The sequence below is a fragment of the Nonomuraea sp. NPDC052634 genome, from assembly GCF_040678535.1.
Taxonomy (GTDB): Bacteria; Actinomycetota; Actinomycetes; order Streptosporangiales; family Streptosporangiaceae; genus Nonomuraea; species Nonomuraea fastidiosa.
Genome location: NZ_JBFATY010000009.1, coordinates 83,288 through 101,071, shown reverse-complemented (window position 1 = coordinate 101,071; position 17,784 = coordinate 83,288). Strand labels below are relative to the sequence as shown.

At 71.2% G+C, this 17,784-nt stretch carries 14 protein-coding genes; 7 read left to right on the top strand and 7 right to left on the bottom strand.

All coding sequences use genetic code 11. The features are described 5' to 3' along the window. Positions 1-33: 33 nt before the first annotated feature. From AB0K67_RS30900 to AB0K67_RS30880, 5 genes are all read right to left on the bottom strand, one after another. A complete protein-coding gene (locus tag AB0K67_RS30900) occupies positions 34-954 on the bottom strand; it encodes an alkaline phosphatase family protein (protein ID WP_364067361.1) in 921 nt (306 codons plus the stop codon). 788 nt (positions 955-1,742) lie between these two features. Then, positions 1,743-2,516 (bottom strand): sugar phosphate isomerase/epimerase family protein, encoded by a 774-nt coding sequence (locus AB0K67_RS30895; protein ID WP_364067359.1) that lies wholly within the window; start codon positions 2,514-2,516, stop codon positions 1,743-1,745. Next, positions 2,513-3,505, bottom strand: coding sequence for a LacI family DNA-binding transcriptional regulator (locus tag AB0K67_RS30890; RefSeq protein WP_364067357.1), 993 nt, complete (start codon positions 3,503-3,505; stop codon positions 2,513-2,515). Before AB0K67_RS30890 ends, AB0K67_RS30895 begins: the two co-directional genes overlap by 4 nt. A gap of 182 nt (positions 3,506-3,687) precedes the next feature. Continuing rightward, positions 3,688-5,043 (bottom strand): hypothetical protein, encoded by a 1,356-nt coding sequence (locus tag AB0K67_RS30885; protein ID WP_364067355.1) that lies wholly within the window; start codon positions 5,041-5,043, stop codon positions 3,688-3,690. Between the two features lie 228 nt (positions 5,044-5,271). After that, entirely contained in the window at positions 5,272-6,657 is a 1,386-nt protein-coding gene (locus tag AB0K67_RS30880) for an LCP family protein (protein ID WP_364067353.1), read from the bottom strand. 400 nt (positions 6,658-7,057) lie between these two features. Between AB0K67_RS30880 and AB0K67_RS30875 the strand changes: the two genes are divergently transcribed. The 4 genes from AB0K67_RS30875 (at position 7,058) to AB0K67_RS30860 (ending at position 11,593) form a co-directional block, all read left to right on the top strand. Further along, complete coding sequence (locus AB0K67_RS30875; protein WP_364067351.1) at positions 7,058-7,789, top strand: hypothetical protein; 732 nt, start codon at positions 7,058-7,060, stop codon at positions 7,787-7,789. Positions 7,790-7,851: 62 nt separating this feature from the next. Further along, the gene (locus AB0K67_RS30870; protein ID WP_364067694.1) at positions 7,852-9,015 is read left to right on the top strand and encodes a thiolase family protein; all 1,164 of its coding nucleotides are present in this window, start codon (positions 7,852-7,854) and stop codon (positions 9,013-9,015) included. Then, a complete protein-coding gene (locus AB0K67_RS30865) occupies positions 9,012-11,111 on the top strand; it encodes a 3-hydroxyacyl-CoA dehydrogenase NAD-binding domain-containing protein (protein WP_364067350.1) in 2,100 nt (699 codons plus the stop codon). Before AB0K67_RS30870 ends, AB0K67_RS30865 begins: the two co-directional genes overlap by 4 nt. 98 nt (positions 11,112-11,209) lie before the next feature. Further along, positions 11,210-11,593: an SSI family serine proteinase inhibitor gene (locus AB0K67_RS30860; RefSeq protein WP_364067349.1), complete on the top strand. Its 384-nt coding sequence runs from the start codon at positions 11,210-11,212 to the stop codon at positions 11,591-11,593. A 28-nt stretch (positions 11,594-11,621) separates the two neighbouring features. On the opposite strand, the gene AB0K67_RS30855 is transcribed toward AB0K67_RS30860, so the two are convergent. Together AB0K67_RS30855 and dxs are read right to left on the bottom strand one after the other, a co-directional pair. Continuing rightward, positions 11,622-13,094 carry an amino acid permease gene (locus AB0K67_RS30855; RefSeq protein ID WP_364067347.1) on the bottom strand — a complete coding sequence of 491 codons (1,473 nt, stop codon included), beginning with the start codon at positions 13,092-13,094 and terminating at the stop codon, positions 11,622-11,624. A 129-nt stretch (positions 13,095-13,223) separates the two neighbouring features. Beyond that, positions 13,224-15,104, bottom strand: a complete 1,881-nt coding sequence (dxs, locus tag AB0K67_RS30850) for a 1-deoxy-D-xylulose-5-phosphate synthase (protein ID WP_364067692.1) — start codon at positions 15,102-15,104, stop codon at positions 13,224-13,226. A 132-nt stretch (positions 15,105-15,236) separates the two neighbouring features. Here dxs and AB0K67_RS30845 point away from each other — a divergent pair, with 132 nt between their 5' ends. The 3 genes from AB0K67_RS30845 to AB0K67_RS30835 are packed head-to-tail and all read left to right on the top strand — an operon-like array spanning position 15,237 to position 17,776. After that, positions 15,237-16,127 (top strand): neutral zinc metallopeptidase, encoded by an 891-nt coding sequence (locus AB0K67_RS30845; RefSeq protein ID WP_364067345.1) that lies wholly within the window; start codon positions 15,237-15,239, stop codon positions 16,125-16,127. A gap of 49 nt (positions 16,128-16,176) precedes the next feature. Continuing rightward, entirely contained in the window at positions 16,177-16,980 is an 804-nt protein-coding gene (locus AB0K67_RS30840; protein ID WP_364067344.1) for a neutral zinc metallopeptidase, read from the top strand. Between the two features lie 31 nt (positions 16,981-17,011). Then, complete coding sequence (locus AB0K67_RS30835; RefSeq protein WP_364067342.1) at positions 17,012-17,776, top strand: neutral zinc metallopeptidase; 765 nt, start codon at positions 17,012-17,014, stop codon at positions 17,774-17,776. Positions 17,777-17,784 lie beyond the last annotated feature (8 nt).

Below are 17,784 nucleotides of genomic sequence, written 5' to 3'. Positions count from 1 at the left end.
CGCTTCCCCGGCAAGAATTCAACACACGATGAATCAGATCTCCAGCGGCACCCCGTCCAGGTTCCAGGCCGGGTCCACGGCCACGCCGAGCGCGGCCAGCGCCGTGGGGGCGACGTCCACCAGCCGGGGCGCCTCCAGGGAGCGCCCGCCCAGGTCGTCGCCCAGGCGGTTGAGGATCACGAAGACCGTGCGCTCCTCGTCGGAGACGCCGCCGTGGCCGCCCGCGTCCACGTGGCCGTGGTCGGTGGTGACCAGCACCGTCCAGCTCTCCCGGGAGAAGGAGGGGCGGGCGCGTACGGCGTCGAGCAGGCGGCCGAGCTGGGCGTCCTGGGTGCGCAGCGCGGCGGCGTACTCGGGGCGGTGAGGGCCGAGCGCGTGGGCCACCTCGTCGGTGTCGCCCAGGTAGACGAAGACGGCGTCAGGGCTGTTGCCGGTCACGTAGCTCTCGGCCGCCGCCGTGACCTGGGCGTCGGCGTTCGCCCAGCCGATGGCGTAGCCGTCGAGCACGAAGCGGTGGCCGATGGCGGGGCCGAACGCGCCGTGCTCGGCGAGCGCGGCCCAGGAGAAGAAGGCGGCGGTGTCCAGGCCGGGGTCGGCGGTCGCGGCCCGCGTCAAGAAGTCCGGATATTTCAGGAAACGCGGGTCGGTGAACGCGTTGTCCACGACGCCGTGCTTGTCCGGCCAGACGCCGGTGGCGATCGACGACCAGCCCGGACCCGAGTCCGTACGCGACCTGATCACCCGGTCGCAGTCTCCGGGCTCGGGGCTCTTGGGGACGACCTCGCCGGGCGACCCCGTACGCGGTGTGCCGGCCTCGCCGTACGGCAGCTTGCTGGTGCCGTACGCGCCGGTGGACATCAGGCCGGCCAGGACGGGGGCGTCCAGCGCGACCAGCCGATCGAAGCGGAGCCCGTCCATGCCGACGACGAGCACCTTGTTCTGGGAAGGGGACATGCCCCCAACTCAACACCACCGCCCCGCCGGAGAAATCAGCGGATGTCGGTGAACGCCCTCGCCCGCGCAAGCACACCAGAGAGTCACACAAGACGCGCGAATGAGCCCCGCCCCGAACAGGCCGGCGTCCGGACGGGCCCACACCTCGGACAGGCCGGGCACCCCGGACGAGCCGACACCCCGGACAGGCCGGGCACCCCGGACAGGCCGGCACCCCGAACGGGCCGACACCCCGAACGGGCCGACACCCCGGACAGGCCGGGCACCCCGGACAGGTCGACACTCGGACGATCGGCGCCTCGGCAGGGCAGCGCCCGAACAGGCAAGGCGCACGAACCGGCGGACTACACGGGCGGGCATGACACGCGCGGCCCGCACGAGCGTCCAGCGCACGCGACTCGTCACGCCCCTCGAAGCCGGCAGGCGACACGCGCGACCCGCACGAGCGGCCGGGGCAGGCCCGGCACGCGAGCACGCTCAGCGCGGAAGGAACGCGGAGGGCACCAGACGGCGGCAAAGGCAGCGCCAGGCGGCAGCGCGAGGAGGCCGGCGAGCATCGGACGGCAACGCGAGAAGACCGACGAGCGACGGACGGCAACGCGAGAAGACCGACGAGCATCGGACGGCAACGCCAAGAGACGCGCGAATGCCAGCAGGGCGCGAAGGGACCGCAGACGCCAGAGGGCGGAAGGAGACGTGCCGGGTCAGGCGGAGAGACGTCCGAGGTCAGACGGAGAGGTGCGGGGTCAGGCGGAGAGACGTCCGAGGTCAGACGGAGAGGTGCGGGGTCAGGCGGAGAAGCGGCGGACCCAGCCGGCTGCGCCCGGGAGGATCTCCTCGACCGGCGGCACCTGCGGGTACCAGGTGCGCTCCCACTCCAGCGACACCCACCCGTCGTAGCCGGCCGCGCGCAGCAGTTCGCCCGACTCCTCCAGCGGCACCGTGCCGCTGCCCATGGGCACGGGGGTGGTGTCCTGCGCGGAGACCGCGTCCTTGACCTGAACGTAGCCGAGGTACGGCCGCAGCTCGGCGAGCGTGCGGGCGGGCGGCTCGCCGTGCCGCCACGGGTGCAGCAGGTCCCAGATCGCGCCGGTCGTGCCGGGGCAGTCGGCCTCGGCGAGCAGTGCGGCCACGGCGGCGCCGGTCGCCATCTCGTCGTGCGTCTCGACCAGCACGCGGCGGCCGAGGTCGGCGGCCGTACCGGAGACCGCCTTGAGCCGGCGCGCGCCCACGGACGGGTCGCCGCCGCGCGGGAAGACGCGGACGCCGGGCGCGCCGAGGTCGGCGGCGAGGCGCAGGTCGGCGATGAGCGCCTCGATCACCGGCTCGTCGGGCCCCGGCTCGCAGATGCCGACATATCCGGCAAGGGCGGAGATCTCCAGCCCGGCCGCCTCGATCCGCTCCCGTACAGAGGCCCGCTCCCGCTCGTCCAGCCCGGCGTGCACCCCGGTGTCCGGATGCAGCCGCAGTTCGAGCCCCTGGCACCCGTGACCGGTCGCGATCTCGATCGCCCGGTCCAGGTCCTCGCCGGGCATGCCCAGCGTGCTGACCGCCAGCCTCACGCGATCCTCCTGACGCTCTCGCGGAGCACGACCTCGCCCGCGACCTCCTCGACCACCACCTGGTCGGTCTCGTTCAGCGCGAGCTCGAGCGCGCGCGCTCCCATGTCCTGCAGCGGCAGCCGTACGGTGGTCAGCGCGGGCACGTGATCGCGCAGGGTGACGATGTCGTCGAACCCGGCCACCGACACGTCGTCGGGCACCCGCACACCGCGCTCCCTGTAGGCGGCGAGCGCGCCCACCGCCATCACGTCGTTGACCGCGAACACGCAGGTGGCGTCGCGGACCTGCTGGGCCGCCGCGTATCCGCCGTCGCGGTCGAAGGGCCCGTGGATGATCTGCGGCTCCGGCAGGCCCAGCTCGGCGAGCGCCGCGGCGAAACCGGCGCTGCGGTCGGCGGCGGTCACCAGATGCGGCGGCCCCGCCAGCACCGCGAACCTGGTGTGGCCGAGCTCCGCGAGCGCCTTGGCCAGCGCGGCGGCGCCGCGACGGTTGGCGGGCGCGACGGTGTCGACGCCCAGGAGGTCCTGGCCGACACACGCCGCCCGGCCGCCGCCCGCCTGGTAGCGGGCCAGCTCATCGCGGAGCCTGCCGGTGACGGCGGGGTCGGCGACCCGGGAGCCGACCAGCAGCACCGCGCGCACCCGCTGGGCATTGAGCGTGGAGACGTAGGCGATCTCCTGCTCGGGGTCGCGGTGCGTGGTGCCGACCATGACCAGCAGTCCGTGGGTGGCCGCCGCCCGCATAGCGCCGTCGGCCAGGGCGGCGAAGTAGGGGTCGGTCAGGTCGTGTACGACGATGCCGATGACGTTGCTCGCCCCCCTGGCGAGCGTCTGGGCGGCGATGTTGGCCCGGTAGCCGAGCTCGTCCGCGGCCCGCTCGACGCGTGCCCGGAGTGTCGCGCCCACCTGGCGGGTGCTGCCGTTGAGCACCCGCGAGGCGGTCGCGAGCGAGACGCCCGCCTGCCTGGCGACGTCCTCAAGCGTGACCACGAGACCTCCCGGAAAGCGGTTTCCACAGCTGCCGCCGACGCCTGGACCCGCATCCTGCCATGTCCACGCCCGGCGGCAACAGAATGCCCTACCGGGAACACGATCTACCACACCGGGAGGCCGACCGGCCCCGGCCCCGCGACCGCCGGGAGCCCGCGCCGGTCAGAGCCAGGGGAAGCCGGTCAGAGCCAGGGGAACAGGATGTCGAGGAAGCCGCCGCCCCTGTCCTCCTGGACCGGGGCCTCGGAGGCCGACTCCGCCGGGTTACCGGTGTCCGTCTCCTGCGTGCTCTCCTGCGAGCCGGTGTCGTTCCTGTTCGTGTTGGAGTCGTCGACGTCCTTCGGCTGGTCGTTGTTCGCCTGACGCTCGGTCTCCTGGTCGGAGCGCTCGCTCCGCTCCGGGGTGTTCTGCTCCTGGCGCTGCGGCTGCCGGGTCGACGGCTCGGCCGAGGGCTCGCGGGTCGACCGCTGGCGCGGCTGCTGCTGCACGGGCTCGGCCGGGGTGGTCGCGGTGGGCCGGTTCGGCCGGTTGCCGGTGGTGTCGGTGTTGTTGGTGTTGGTGGTGGCGGTCGAGTCGTCGGCCGTGTCGTCGGTGGCCTCGTCCGCAGGCTCGGCCTCCTCGTCCTCGACCGGCGCCTCCTCCTCTTCCTCGGGAACGGCCTCGTCGGACGGGGAGGACACCTCGCCGGCGCTCGCACACTGGGCGCCCGCGCAGGGGTCGTCGGAGGACGTGCCGGTGAGCATCCAGCCGACACCGACGCCGACCAGCACCACGGCGGCCGCCGCCACGAGCAGCATCCTGGTACGGCGGCGCACCTCGCCCTCGCCGTCGCCGCCGCGCCCGTCGTAGTCGCGCGAGCCGCGGGAGCCGCGGTCGTCACGGTCGTCGTCGCTGTCGTCGGTCCAGCCGGAGCCGAGGAAGCCGCGCTTGGGCCGGTCGTCGTCCAGGTCGTCGTCACGGCTCGGGTCGTAGCCGCGGTCGAGCGGCAGGTACGCGTTGTCGTCCTCGATCGGGTGCGGCCCGCTGTAGTCATCCGTGCGATGCGGCCCGCTGTAGTCATCGATCCGGTGCGGCCCGCTGTAGTCGTCCACCCGATGCGGCCCGCTGTAGTCGTCGAGCGCGTGGGGCCCGCTGTAGTCGTCGGCGGGCAGGTCGTGCGGCCCGTTCGATCCGCCGTACTCGCGCGCGCCGAGCACGTCGTCCACGCCGCGACCGCTCAGGTCGCGCGCGCCGTACTCGCGCGCGTCCTGGTCGTAGCCATGGTCATAGCCCTGGTCGTAGCCGCCCAGCACGTCATGGGACGCGGAGGGCTCGCGCCCGCCGAGCACGTCGTGCGGGTCGTCGAGCACGTCGTGCGGCCGCACGGGGTCGTCGAGCACATCGCGCGGCGGCGCGGGGTCGTCGAGCACGTCACGCCCGCCCCTGTCCGGCATGATGTAGGTCTCGTTGCCGCTGACCTGGATCGCGGGCTGCTCGTCGGTGTCTTCGGTGCTCCACCGCGGAGACAGCACGTCACCCGTCATCAGCTCCGGGTTCAACGACCTACCTTGCCCGTCGTCGTATGGCCTGTCGTTATCGTCGCGCGCCACGGTGGAACCTCTCTAGTGCGTATACGGACCGCGCCCCTTCCTACCACTACTTGTCCGGAAATTTCACTTGTTTCACTGAAACTACCCCCCGTAACTTTCGCCCCAAAGGTGTTTCAGCGTCACACCGCCCGGGTACGACCACCTGATCTCCAGATGCATCCAGCGCCGCTGACCTGGTCAAAGACAGGGATTGGTGCTGGTGTCGACCACCTTGTCCTTGAGCGAGTCGGGGATCGCCGACAGGACCCGCACGCCCGGCCAGTCCTTGCCGATGACGAGCTGGATGATCGGGCCCTTGGGCATCTGGGCGGGCGGGCTCTTCAGCGTGTACGGCTGCGAGACCAGCGCCTTGACCTTGCCCTCGACGGGAGTGCGCTTCTCCTTCGACAGCCGGGCGGCCACCGCGTCGCCGTAGGCGGGGCCGTCCTTGGCGTCCTTCTTGGCGTACCGGATGGTCGTGACGTCGGCGGGGGCGGCGTTGCCGACCTGCGTCACCACGAACCCCTGGGCGGCGAGCGCGTCGGCCACCTGCACGGCCCTGCCCTCCTCGCCGGAGGCGTTGAGCACCTGCAGCCGCACCTGCTCGCGCTTGACCGCGGGCGCGGTGGACTTGCCGGGCGTGGGCGACTTGGTGACCTCGACGTCGTTGCGCACGTTCTCGAAGAAGTCGCGGGCGGCCGGCTGGGCGAACTGCACGCGGTTCTTGTCCGGCGGGTACGGCTCCACCGGCACCGTGATGCCCTTGAGCTCCTTGGCCGTCATGCCGCGCACGCTGTTGGCGATCTCCAGCATGCGTTCGAGCGTGAGCCCCTCGTCCACGGTCACCGACTGGGTGGCGGCGCGCAGGAAGGCGTTGAGCTTGCCGGGGTTGGTCAGCAGGCCGCCGTCGGTGACCTTCTTCATGACCTGGGTGAGGAAGACCTGCTGCCGCTGGATGCGGCCCAGGTCGCTGCCGTCGCCGAGCGCGTAGCGGGTCCGTACGTACCCCAGCGCCTGCTCACCCTTCACCACGTGCTTGCCGGCGCTGAGCACCAGCTTGGCCTTGGGGTCGTTGACCGGCTTGGGAAGGCAGATCTCGATGCCGCCGAGGGCGTCGACGATGCCCTTGAAGCCGGTGAAGTCCACCTTCACGAAGTGGTTGATCTTGATGTTGGTGAGGGACTCGAGCGTCTTGGCCGTGCACTCGATGCCGCCGTCGTTGAAGGCGGAGTTGATCTGCCGGAGCCCTGCGGGCACCACCTGGCCGTTGCGGCCCGTGCACTCCGGGATCGACACCATCGAGTCGCGCGGGAAACTGATCATGGTGGCGTTGTCCCGGTTCGGGGAGATGTGCAGCAGCATGATCGTGTCGGTGCGCTCGCCGAGGTGCTGCGACTTCGGGCCGTACTTCTTGTTGTCGCCCGCCCGCGAGTCGGAGCCCACCAGCAGCACGTTGAGCGCGCCGGTCTCGGGCGGACGGCTCGCGCCCACGTTGAACGGCTGGCGATCGATGCCGCTGTCGAGATAGCGGTAGTAGGCGTAACCGCCGAGCGTGACGCCCACCAGCACGACCGTCAGCCCCACGCTGATCCAGCCGCCCAGCGTGAGGCGGCTCCTGCCGGACCGCGACCCGCCCCTGCCACCGGACCGCGGATGCGGATCGTCACGCGGCTCCTCCCGCGGCCTCTCGCGCGGCCGCTGCGGGGGCGACGGCTCGCGAGACGGTGACCGTGGAGCGACGCGCCGGCCCAGAACCGCTTCGTCGTGCCGTTCCCTCATGCGGTTCACCCCTCGCGCCATGATCGCGAAGCATAGTCATAAACGACGCTCTACGAGGATGACTCCTGTCATCACGTCAAGGTTCGTAAGGAAGCACCGGCCGGAGGGTGCCCTCAGGGGCACTCCTGCCTTACCCGAGCGTGGGCTCCATCCAAAGCGCGCGAACACCGGGCGTGACCACACAGGGTGACGCCATCATGACGTCATGCTTCTGACCGAGATGGCTCCTCCTCCCGGCGCCCAGGAGCTGGCCGGGCTGCGCGCCCAGGCCAGGTCCGCAAGGCGCGGCGCCCTCGTGGCGCTCACCGCCTCGATCGCGCTGCTGACCACCGCGCAGTTGCTCGCCGACAGGGCCGCGACGAGGGAGCAGACGCTCCCGCTCGCGGTGCTGTCGCTGGCGGTCTTCACCGCCGCCCTGCCCGCCATGGCGATCACCCAGTACGTCTGGGGCGCCCGCGCCCGCCGCGTCCGCGACCGTGAGCGCGAGCTGTACGCCACCGCATTCTCCGGCCGCACCCGGGCCCTGGCCAGGCTCGCGGTCGCCGGCTGCTGGGCGGTGACGCTGTTACTCGGCTGGACCGTTCCGCGACTGTTCGGCCAGGCCGCCCAGTACGGCGTGGCCGACACCCTGAACGCCGTCATCGAGGCGACCGCACCGATCGCCGTCGCCGCCGGCGTGCTGTTCCTGCTGTGGTGGGGCCGCGACGTCGCGGTGACCGTGACCCGCGCCCTGCGCTCCGGCGGCGGCGCGCCGGGCGACCCCTGGGACCCCGGCCGCGGGATGCGCAGGCGCGAAAGCGCGCTGCTGTGGACCGGCGCGGCCGTGGCCATCGCCGCCCTGCTCGGCGCCCGCGCCCACCTATGGGAGCCGGCGACCGGCATCGTCTACGGCCTGCTCACCGCCGCCCTCGTCTGCGGAGTAGTTACTGACGAGTAGCATTGGGCACGGAACCTCAGCTGACTACGAGGAGCGAATCCGTGCCTTCCTCTCGTGACGTCGTGTTCGTCGACGGCGTGCGCACACCTTTCGGCAAGTCCGGGCCGAAAGGGCTGTACGCGGAGACCCGCGCGGACGACCTGGTCGTCCGCGTCATCCGCGAACTCATGCGCCGCAACCCCGCCCTGCCGCCCGAGCGCGTCGACGAGGTCGCCATCGCCGCGACCACCCAGACCGGCGACCAGGGCCTGACCATCGGCCGCGCCGCCGCCGTGCTGGCCGGGCTGCCCAAGAGCGTGCCCGGCTACGCGATCGACCGCATGTGCGCGGGCGCGATGACCGCCGTGACCACGGTCGCCGGCGGCATCGCGTTCGGCGCGTACGACGTGGCGATCGCCGGCGGCGTCGAGCACATGGGCCGCCACCCGATGGGCGAGGGCGTCGACCCCAACCCGCGCTTCCTGTCGGAGCGGCTGGTCGACCCGAGCGCGCTGGTCATGGGCATGACCGCGGAGAACCTGCACGACCGCTACCCCTCCATCACCAAGGAGCGCGCCGACGCCTTCGCGGTGCTGTCGCAGGAGCGGGCGGCCAAGGCGTACGCCGACGGCAAGATCCAGCCCGACCTCGTGCCGATGGCGATCAGGACCGCCGAGAAGGGCTGGGGCCTGGCCGTCGAGGACGAGGCGCCCAGGCCGGGCACGACCATGGAGGGCCTGAGCGGGCTCAAGACGCCGTTCAGGCCGCACGGCCGCGTCACGGCGGGCAACTCCTCGGGCATCAACGACGGCGCCACCGGGTGCGTGGTGGCCGCCCGCGAGGTCGCGGAGGAGCTGGGCCTGACCGCGAAGATGCGGCTGGTGTCGTACGCGTTCGCGGGCGTGGACCCCGAGGTCATGGGCGTGGGGCCGATTCCGTCCACGGAGCGGGCGCTGCGCCTGGCCGGGCTCGACATCTCCGACATCGGGCTGTTCGAGATCAACGAGGCGTTCGCCGTGCAGGTGCTGGCCTTCCTGGAGCACTTCGGCATCGCCGACGACGACCCCCGCGTCAACCCGTACGGCGGCGCGATCGCCTACGGACACCCGCTCGCCTCCTCGGGCGTGCGGCTGATGACGCAGCTCGCCCGGCAGTTCGGCGAGCGTCCCGACGTGCGTTACGGCATCACCACCATGTGCGTCGGCATGGGCATGGGCGGCACCGTGATCTGGGAGAACCTGGCATGAGCGAGTTCGAGACCTGGCGGTCGCTGCTGAGCGAGCGCAACACCGACGAAGTGGTCACCAAGGCGCTGGTACGCGACGTGCAGCTGCCGTACGGCGCGGGCACGATGGCGCTCATCACCCTGGACAACGGCTTCGACCACACCAAGCCCAACACCTTCGGCCCGCACGGCCTGTTCGCGCTCAACGGCGCCCTGTCGGAGATCGCCCAGCGCACCGACCTCGCGGCCGTCGGCGTGACCGGCAAGCCGTTCATCTTCGCCGTCGGCGCCGACCTCAAGGGCGCGGCCGCGCTGGCCACCCGCGAGGAGGCGCAGGCCATCGGCGCGCTCGGCCACTACGTGTTCCGCCGGCTCGGCGAGCTGGGCATCCCGTCGTTCGCGTTCGTCAACGGCGCGGCCATGGGCGGCGGCCTGGAGATCGCGCTGCACTGCACGTACCGGACGATCTCCTCCGGGGTGACCGCGGTGGCGCTGCCGGAGTGCTTCCTCGGGCTGGTGCCGGGCTGGGGCGGCACGCAGCTCCTGCCGCGCCTCATCGGGCCGGAGAAGGCGGTCAAGCTCATCATCGAGAACCCGCTCTCCAACAACCGCATGATCAAGGGCAAGGAGGCGTACGAGCTGGGCGTCGCCGACGCCATGTTCGAGCCCGCCGACTTCCTGGAGGAGTCGCTGCGCTGGGCCGCCAGGGTCGTCAAGGGCGAGGTGACGGTGGAGCGGCCGGCCCACGAGGGCTGGGAGAAGGCCGTGGCCGACGCGCGCTTCCTGGTGGACATGAAGCTGCGGGGCGCCTCGCCCGCGCCGTACCGGGCGCTCGACCTGATCGCGCTGGCCGAGACCGCCTCCAGGGACGAAGGCTTCGCCGCCGAGGACGAGGCGCTGGCCGACCTGCTCATGAGCGACGAGCTGCGGGCCGGGCTCTACTCCTTCGACCTGGTGCAGCGCCGCGCCAAGCGGCCCGCGGGCGCGCCCGACCCGTCGCTGGCCCGCAAGGTCACCAAGGTCGGCGTGGTGGGCGCGGGCCTGATGGCCTCGCAGATGGCGCTGCTGTTCGCCCGCCGCCTGGAGGTTCCGGTCGTGCTGACCGACCTCGACCAGGCCCGCCTCGACAAGGGCGTGGGGTACGTGCACGACGAGGTGGACAAGCTGCTCGCCAAGGGCCGTCTCTCGCCCGACCAGGCCAACCGCATCAAGTCGCTGGTCACCGGCTCGCTGACGAAGGACGCCTTCGCCGACGCCGACTTCGTCATCGAGGCCGTCTTCGAGGATCTGGCGGTCAAGAAGCAGGTGTTCGCCGAGGTCGAGGAGGTCGTCTCGGCCGAGTGCGTGCTGGCCACCAACACCTCGTCGCTGTCGCTGACCGCCATGGGCGCCGACCTGAAGCACCCGGAGCGGCTGGTCGGCTTCCACTTCTTCAACCCGGTCGCCGTCATGCCGCTGCTGGAGATCATCAGGGGCGCGGCCACCGACGACGCCACGCTGGCCACCGCGTTCTCCGTGGGCAAGACGCTGAAGAAGTCGTCGGTGCTGGTCAAGGACGCGCCCGCGTTCGTGGTCAACCGGCTGCTCACCCGCTTCATGGGCGAGGTCGTCGCGGCCGTGGACGAGGGCACGCCGCTGGAGACGGCCGAGCACGCGCTCGACGGCCTGGGGCTGCCGATGACGCCGTTCGCGCTGCTGCAGCTCGTCGGCCCCGCCGTGGGCCTGCACGTGGCCGAGACGCTGCACGAGGCGTTCCCCGGCCGCTTCGGCGTCTCGGAGAACCTCGCCAAGCTCGTCGAGTCCGGCAAGCCCGGTGTCTACCGGCCGGACCTCACGCTCGACCCCGAGGCGGTCGCGCTGTTCTCCGGCGGCACCTCGCCCTCCACGGCCGAGCAGGTGCGCGAGCGGGTGCTGAAGGCGCTGGCCGAGGAGATCCGCATCATGCTGGACGAAGGCGTGGTCGCCGCACCGCAGGACATCGACCTGTGCATGATCCTCGGCGCGGGCTGGCCGTTCCACCTCGGCGGGATCACGCCGTACCTCGACAGGACCGGCTTCGCCACGCCGCGCTTCCTGCCGCCCGGCGTGGCCTCCGTGCCGAAACCTCGGCAAGCCTGAGTTTTAACCGTCCTTGAGGAGGTCCGTACGCGGACCTCCTCTCCTCTTCACCCTTTCCGTCGTAGCGTTTGGTGCCGTCCTACGAACGGAGAGTAACCATGATGAGAGCAGCAGGCACCCTCATGCTCTGCGCCGCCCTCCTGGCCACGTCGTCCTCCCCGGTGCTGGCCGCGGCAGCCCCCAAGGCTCGTCTCAAGGTCGTCTACGGGGTCAAGGGCGGCAGCGCCAAGTCGGCCTACCTCAACTGCGCGCCCACCGGCGGCACCCACCCCAACGCTCGGGCCGCCTGCCGCCTGCTCCAGAAGGCCGGCGGCGACCCGAACAAGCTGAACGTCAAGCCCAACCCCACCTGCACGCACGAGGTCCAGCCGCACGCGGCCGTGATCGTCGGCAAGTGGTACGGCAAGGACGTCCGCTGGGGCAAGGTCTTCGTCAACGGCTGCTACATGCGCGCCACCGCCGGAGCGGTCCTCGCGCTCTGACCACTCCCCCGGCCCCCTGGCGGAACCCTCACTCCTCTGACGCCCGCCAGGGGGCCGCGGTCCTGCTGTGCCGGTAGCCGTAGGCGAAGTAGAGCACGATGCCGATGAGCATCCAGACCACGAAGCGCAGCCAGGTCTGCACCGGCAGGTTGAGCATCAGGTAGACGCAGGCCAGCACCGACAGGATCGGCAGCACCGGCACCAGCGGCGTGCGGAAGCCGCGCGGCAGGTCGGGCCGTGTGCGCCGCAGGATGATCACCCCCAGCGACACCACCACGAACGCGAACAGCGTGCCGATGTTCACCAGCTCGGCCAGCTCCCCGAACGAGACGAACCCGGCGAGCGCCATCGTGACCACGCCGATGAGGACGGTCAGCCGCGCCGGGGTGCCGAACGTCGGGTGCACCACGGCCAGCTGGCGCGGCAGCAGCCCGTCGCGGCACATCGCGAACAGCACCCTGGCCTGGCCGAGCAGCAGCACCAGCACCACGGTCGTCAGGCCCGCGATCGCGCCCACGCTGATGATCGTGGCCAGCCACGCCTGGCCGACCGAGATGAACGCGTCCGACAGCGGCGCCGCCTCGCTGAGGCTGCTGTACTTCTGCATGCCGACCACGACGAGCGAGACCGCGACGTACAGCAGCGTGCAGATGGCCAGCGAGCCGATGATGCCGCGCGGCACGTCGCGCTGCGGCTCGATGGTCTCCTCCGCGGCGGTCGCCACGATGTCGAAGCCGATGAAGGCGAAGAACACGATGGCGGCGGCGGAGAAGATGCCGATCACGCCGAAGGCCACCGGCTGGATGCCGAACAGCACCTGCACGAGCGGCGCCTGAAGGCCCTCCACGCGGGGTGTGGAGATGGGGTCGGGGATGAACGGCGTGTAGTTGGCGCCGTTGATGAAGAACAGGCCGGCGAAGATGACCAGCAGCACCACCGCGACCTTGGTGATCACCAGGATGAGGTTGACCCGGGAGGACAGCTTGATCCCGGCCACCAGGACCGCCGTGAGCACGGCCACGATCACCACGGCGGGCACGTTCACCACCGGGTCCTCACCCGCGATCGAGGCGGGCAGCTCAAGGCCGAGCGAGGCCAGCAGCGAGGCGAAGTAGCCCGACCAGCCGACCGACACCACGGCCGCCGCCAGCGCCAGCTCCAGGATCAGGTCCCAGCCGATCACCCAGGCGGGGAACTCACCCAGGGTCGCGAAGGAGAAGGTGTAGGCGGACCCGGCGACCGGAATGGTGGAGGCGAACTCGGCGTAGCACAGCGCGGCGAGCCCGCACACGACGCCGGCGACGATGAACGAGACCGCCACCGCCGGCCCCGCCACGTCCCTGGCGACCTGTCCCGTCAGCACGAAGATCCCGGTGCCGACGATCACGCCGATGCCGAAGACGGTGAGGTCGACGGCGGTCAGGCGCTTACGCAGCTGGTGCTCGGGGGCTTCGGTGTCGCGGATCGACTGTTCCACGCTCTTCGTGCGAAAGATGTCCACTGGGTGATCCTTCCCACACCCACAGTGATCATTCTCTCGTGCGGCGGACCCGTTGGAGCACCTGGTTCGCGGCGGTGATCAGGCATGATCACCGCCGCGAACGGGACGCCAGGCGGGGCTTGTGCAGGGTCAGCGGCGGGCGGGCTCGACCGAGGAGGTGCGCCGCGCGACGGCCTCGGTGATCTGGCGGGCGAGGTCCTGCCCGGTCAGGCCGATCCGGCCGAGGATGGCGGCCCGCTTGGCGTGGTCGAGGAACTGCTGCGGGATGCCGTAGGTGCGGACGGGGACGTCCACGTCGGAGTCGCGCAGCAGCCGCGCCACGGCGTCGCCCACCGCGCCCACGCGGCCGTTGTCCTCCACGACCGCCACCAGCTTGTGCGCGGCCGCGGCCGTGACGAGCGCCTCGTCGAGCGGCTTGACCCAGCGCGGATCGACCACGGTGGTGGCGATGCCCTGCGCGTCGAGCAGCTTCGCGGCGTCGAGACAGACCTGCGCCATCGGGCCCACGCCCACCAGCAGCACGTCGGGCTCGCTCTCGGGGGTGCGCAGCAGGTCCATCTCGCCGAGCTTGCCGACCGCCTCGACGGGCTCGGCCACCGGGCCCTTGGGGAAGCGCAGCACGGTGGGGCCGTCGGAGACCTCCACGGCCTCGCGCAGCAGCTCGGTCAGCCGGTCGCCGTCACGCGGCACCGCGATCTTGAGCCCGGGGACGACCTGGAGGATCGACAGGTCCCACATGCCGTTGTGGCTGGCGCCGTCGTCGCCCGTGACGCCCGCGCGGTCGAGCACCACCGTGACCGGCAGGCGGTGCAGGGCGACGTCCATGAGGAGCTGGTCGAAGGCGCGGTTGAGGAACGTGGCGTAAACGGCGACCACCGGGTGCAGGCCGCCGAGCGCGAGCCCCGCCGCGCTGGTGAGCGCGTGCTGCTCGGCGATGCCGACGTCGTAGATGCGGTCGGGGAACGCCTCGGCGAAGGCGTTGAGCCCCGTCGGGTGGAGCATGGCGGCGGTGATCGCGACCAGATCGTCGCGCTCCTTGCCGAGCCTGACCAGCTCCTCGCTGAAGACGTTGGTCCAGATGCGGCCCTTGGGCTTCTCCGCGCCGGTGGCGCGGTCGAAGGCACCCGGGGAGTGGAACTGGTCCTCGTCGTGGTTCTCCGCCGGGCTGTAGCCGCGGCCCTTCTGCGTGACGGCGTGCACGATGACCGGGCCGCGGAAGTCGCGGGCCTTGCGCAGCGCCGCCTCCATGGCCTGCTCGTCGTGGCCGTCGATGGGGCCGACGTATTTGAGCCCGAGGTCCTCGAACATCACCTGCGGCGCGAGGACGTCCTTCACGCCCTTCTTGAAGCCGTGCAGGGCGTCGTAGAGGACCGGGACGTGGCCCAGCTTGTCCTTGACGTACTCCAGCATGTCCTCGTAGCGGCGGTTGACGCGCAGCGAGGACAGGTGGGAGGCCAGGCCGCCGATCGTCGGCGAGTACGAGCGGCCGTTGTCGTTGACCACGATGACGATCGGCAGGTCCTTGTTGGCCGCGATGTTGTTGAGCGCCTCCCAGGCCATGCCGCCGGTCAGCGCGCCGTCGCCGATGACCGCGACCACCGTGCGGTCGTGGGCGCCGCGCAGCTTGAACGCCTTGGCCATGCCGTCGGCGTACGACAGCGCGGTGGAGGCGTGGGAGTTCTCCACGAAGTCGTGCTCGGACTCGGCCTGGCTCGGGTAGCCCGACAGGCCGCCCTCCTGCTTGAGCGCCTCGAAGCCGGCCGCGCGGCCGGTGAGCAGCTTGTGCACGTACGCCTGGTGGCCGGTGTCCCAGATGATGGGGTCGTGGGGCGAGTCGAAGACGCGGTGGACGGCGATGGTCAGCTCGACCACGCCGAGGTTGGGGCCGAGGTGACCGCCGAACCTGGCGCACGCGTCGACCAGCAGATCACGGATCTCTCCCGCGAGCCCTGACAGCTCCTCGACGGCAAGCCTTTTGACGTCCTGCGGTCCCTTGATCGAGCCCAGCAACCCGCTCACGGAGGCGACTCCCCTCTGCTTTTTTGCGTCGATCCCCCGAGTCTAGTTCGCGAAGCCCTCACTGACTCCATCAAGTCAAATCCACCCACATATGTCCCCTCTTGACCTAGTCTTGCGGTCCATATGAACTCCCTCCCCGCAAGCAGGATCGTCGCGCTCGTCGCGGCAGGCGTGGCGCTCGCCCTGGCCGCGGCCGCGCTGACCGTCGTGCTCGCGGACGTGGCGACGACCTCGGCCGCGCCCGCACACGGGGGGCGGCAGGTCGTCGCGCCGCCGGCCAGCGCGGGCCAGGGTCACAACGGCGGCGCCACGATCGCCGGGCGGGCGACGGCCACCGCCAACCCGCTGTACAAGACCGGCCGGCTCACCGACGTGAAGTGCCGTCCGGGGACGCTGCCCGCGGGCAGCATCTCGGCGTACCGGCGCTTCCTGACCCGCGTGACGGCCTGCCTGAACAAGGCGTGGGCGGCGCAGTTCCGCAAGGCCGGGATGCCGTTCAGCAAGCCGCGGCTGCGCATCATCACCCGCAAGGTCAAGACGCCGTGCGGCACCTGGAACACCGGCGCCGACGGCGTCTACTGCTCGACCGACCGCACGATGTACCTGATGATCGGCAAGGACCAGCTGCGCAACCCTTTCCCGCTGGGCATCACCCGGCTGATCGCCCACGAGTACGGTCACCACGTACAGCAGGTCTCCGGCATCTGGGACTACTACTGGGCGGCGCGCACGGTCGCGGGCAAGGCCAGGAGGCTGCAGCTGTCGCGCAGGTCCGAGCTGCAGGCCGAGTGCTTCTCGGCGGCGTTCATGAGCACGATGAAGGGCACGTCGCTGGTCACCGACGCCGACTGGGCGTACACGGTGGGCTGGTTCAGGAAGAACGGCGCCAAGGGCTGGCCGCAGAACGACCACGGCAAGGGCCCGACGCAGGCCGCGTGGATGACGCGGGGCTTCAACCGCGGCACCCCCGGTGCCTGCAACACCTGGGCGGCCAGCGCCCGGAGCGTCACCTGACGGCGTATTCCTTCGCTACCGGCCCGGATTTTCACTAGGGTGCCGTGCCATGCGTATCCCCCTCTTAGCGCTCATGGCGGGCGCACTGGCCGGCGTGCTGTTCGCCGGCACCGCGCACGCGGCCTCCTCCACTTACCCGTCCGTTCTGACGAAGAACGCGCTCTACAAGGCGGGCAAGCCCGGCGTGCGGACCTGCGAGGAGCCCGAGGTGAGCACCGGCTCCCTGGAGGAGGCGGAGCTGTACTTCGAGACCGTCAAGGACTGCCTCGACCGCGCCTGGGCCCCGGTCGTGCGCAAGGCCGGGCACCGCTTCACCAAGCCCGCTTTCAAGATCATAACGAAGCCGGGCGCGAAGAACACGTGCGGGCGCTTCCCCGGGGGCGCGCAGGCCGTCTACTGCCCGCTCGACCGCTCCATCACCTTCCTGCTCAGCCCGGACATCGTCGAGGAGCCGACCGACCTGGCGCTGATGCAGGTGCTCGCCCACGAGTACGGGCACCACGTCCAGCAGCTCACCGGCATCATGAAGGCCGCCGACCGGATCATCCTCAAGAAGGGGAGTGAGGACCGCTCGCTCGCCGCGCTGCGCCGCCTGGAGCTGCAGGCGCAGTGCATGTCCGGCGTGTTCGTCGGCCGCGTCTGGGACTCGCTGGGACGGCCCGACTCGGACTGGACCATCCTGACCAAGGGCACGCACAACGCCGTCGCGCTCGACGCCATCGGCGTGCGCAGCGGCTCCGACCAGACGCACGGCAGCGACAAGAGCAACGCCTTCTGGCTGCAGCGCGGCTTCACGTCCCAGTCGGCCGGATCCTGCAACACCTGGACGAGCCCGGCGTCCAAGGTGCGGTAGATCCCCCTATGAAGGCTTATGATCCGCGATCATGCGCCTTTCCCTCTTAGCGCCGGCGGCCTTCGCGTTGACGGCGTGCCTGGTCGCGGGGCTCATCACACCGCCGCCCGCGAGCGCCGCCGCCCGGGTCCCGCAGTCCGGGCTGCTCAGCGTGATGGGCGGGGACGTGGTCCGGCAGTCCTGCTCGATCCCGCGCATCAAGCTGGGCAGCGTGGCCTCGCTCACGTCCTTCCACCGGGCGATGGCCGCCTGCGCCGACCGCTTCTGGGCGTCCAGGTTCGCCGCCGCCGGCCTTGCGTACACGCCGCCCGCCGTCACGGTCACCACCGGGCGGGACTCCGTGTGCGGGACGATCACCAGCAGCGGGGCGCAGTACTGCCCCGACCAGAGCACGATCGCGATCCGCATCAGCAAGGCCGACCTGCGCGACCCGTTCAGGATGAACATCGCGCACTCGGTCGCCCACGAGTGGGGGCACCACGTGCAGCACCTCATCGGCGTGCTCGACGCCCACGCCGCCCTGCACGCCCCCGCCTCCGCCAAGGCCCGGCGGCTGCTCAGCCACCGGCTGGAGATGCAGGCCGAATGCTTCGCCGGGGTCTTCTACAGCGCCACGCTCAAGAGCATCAAGCCCGGGATCTCGTGGCGTGACTGGGTGGCGGCCGTACGGATGGCCGACGAGAGCGACATCCACGGCAAGCCACGGAACCTGGCGTGGTGGCAGGATCGCGGGTACCGGGGCGGCGCGACCGGCTTCTGCAACACCTGGACCGCCGCCACCGACCGCGTCACCTGAGCGTCTGG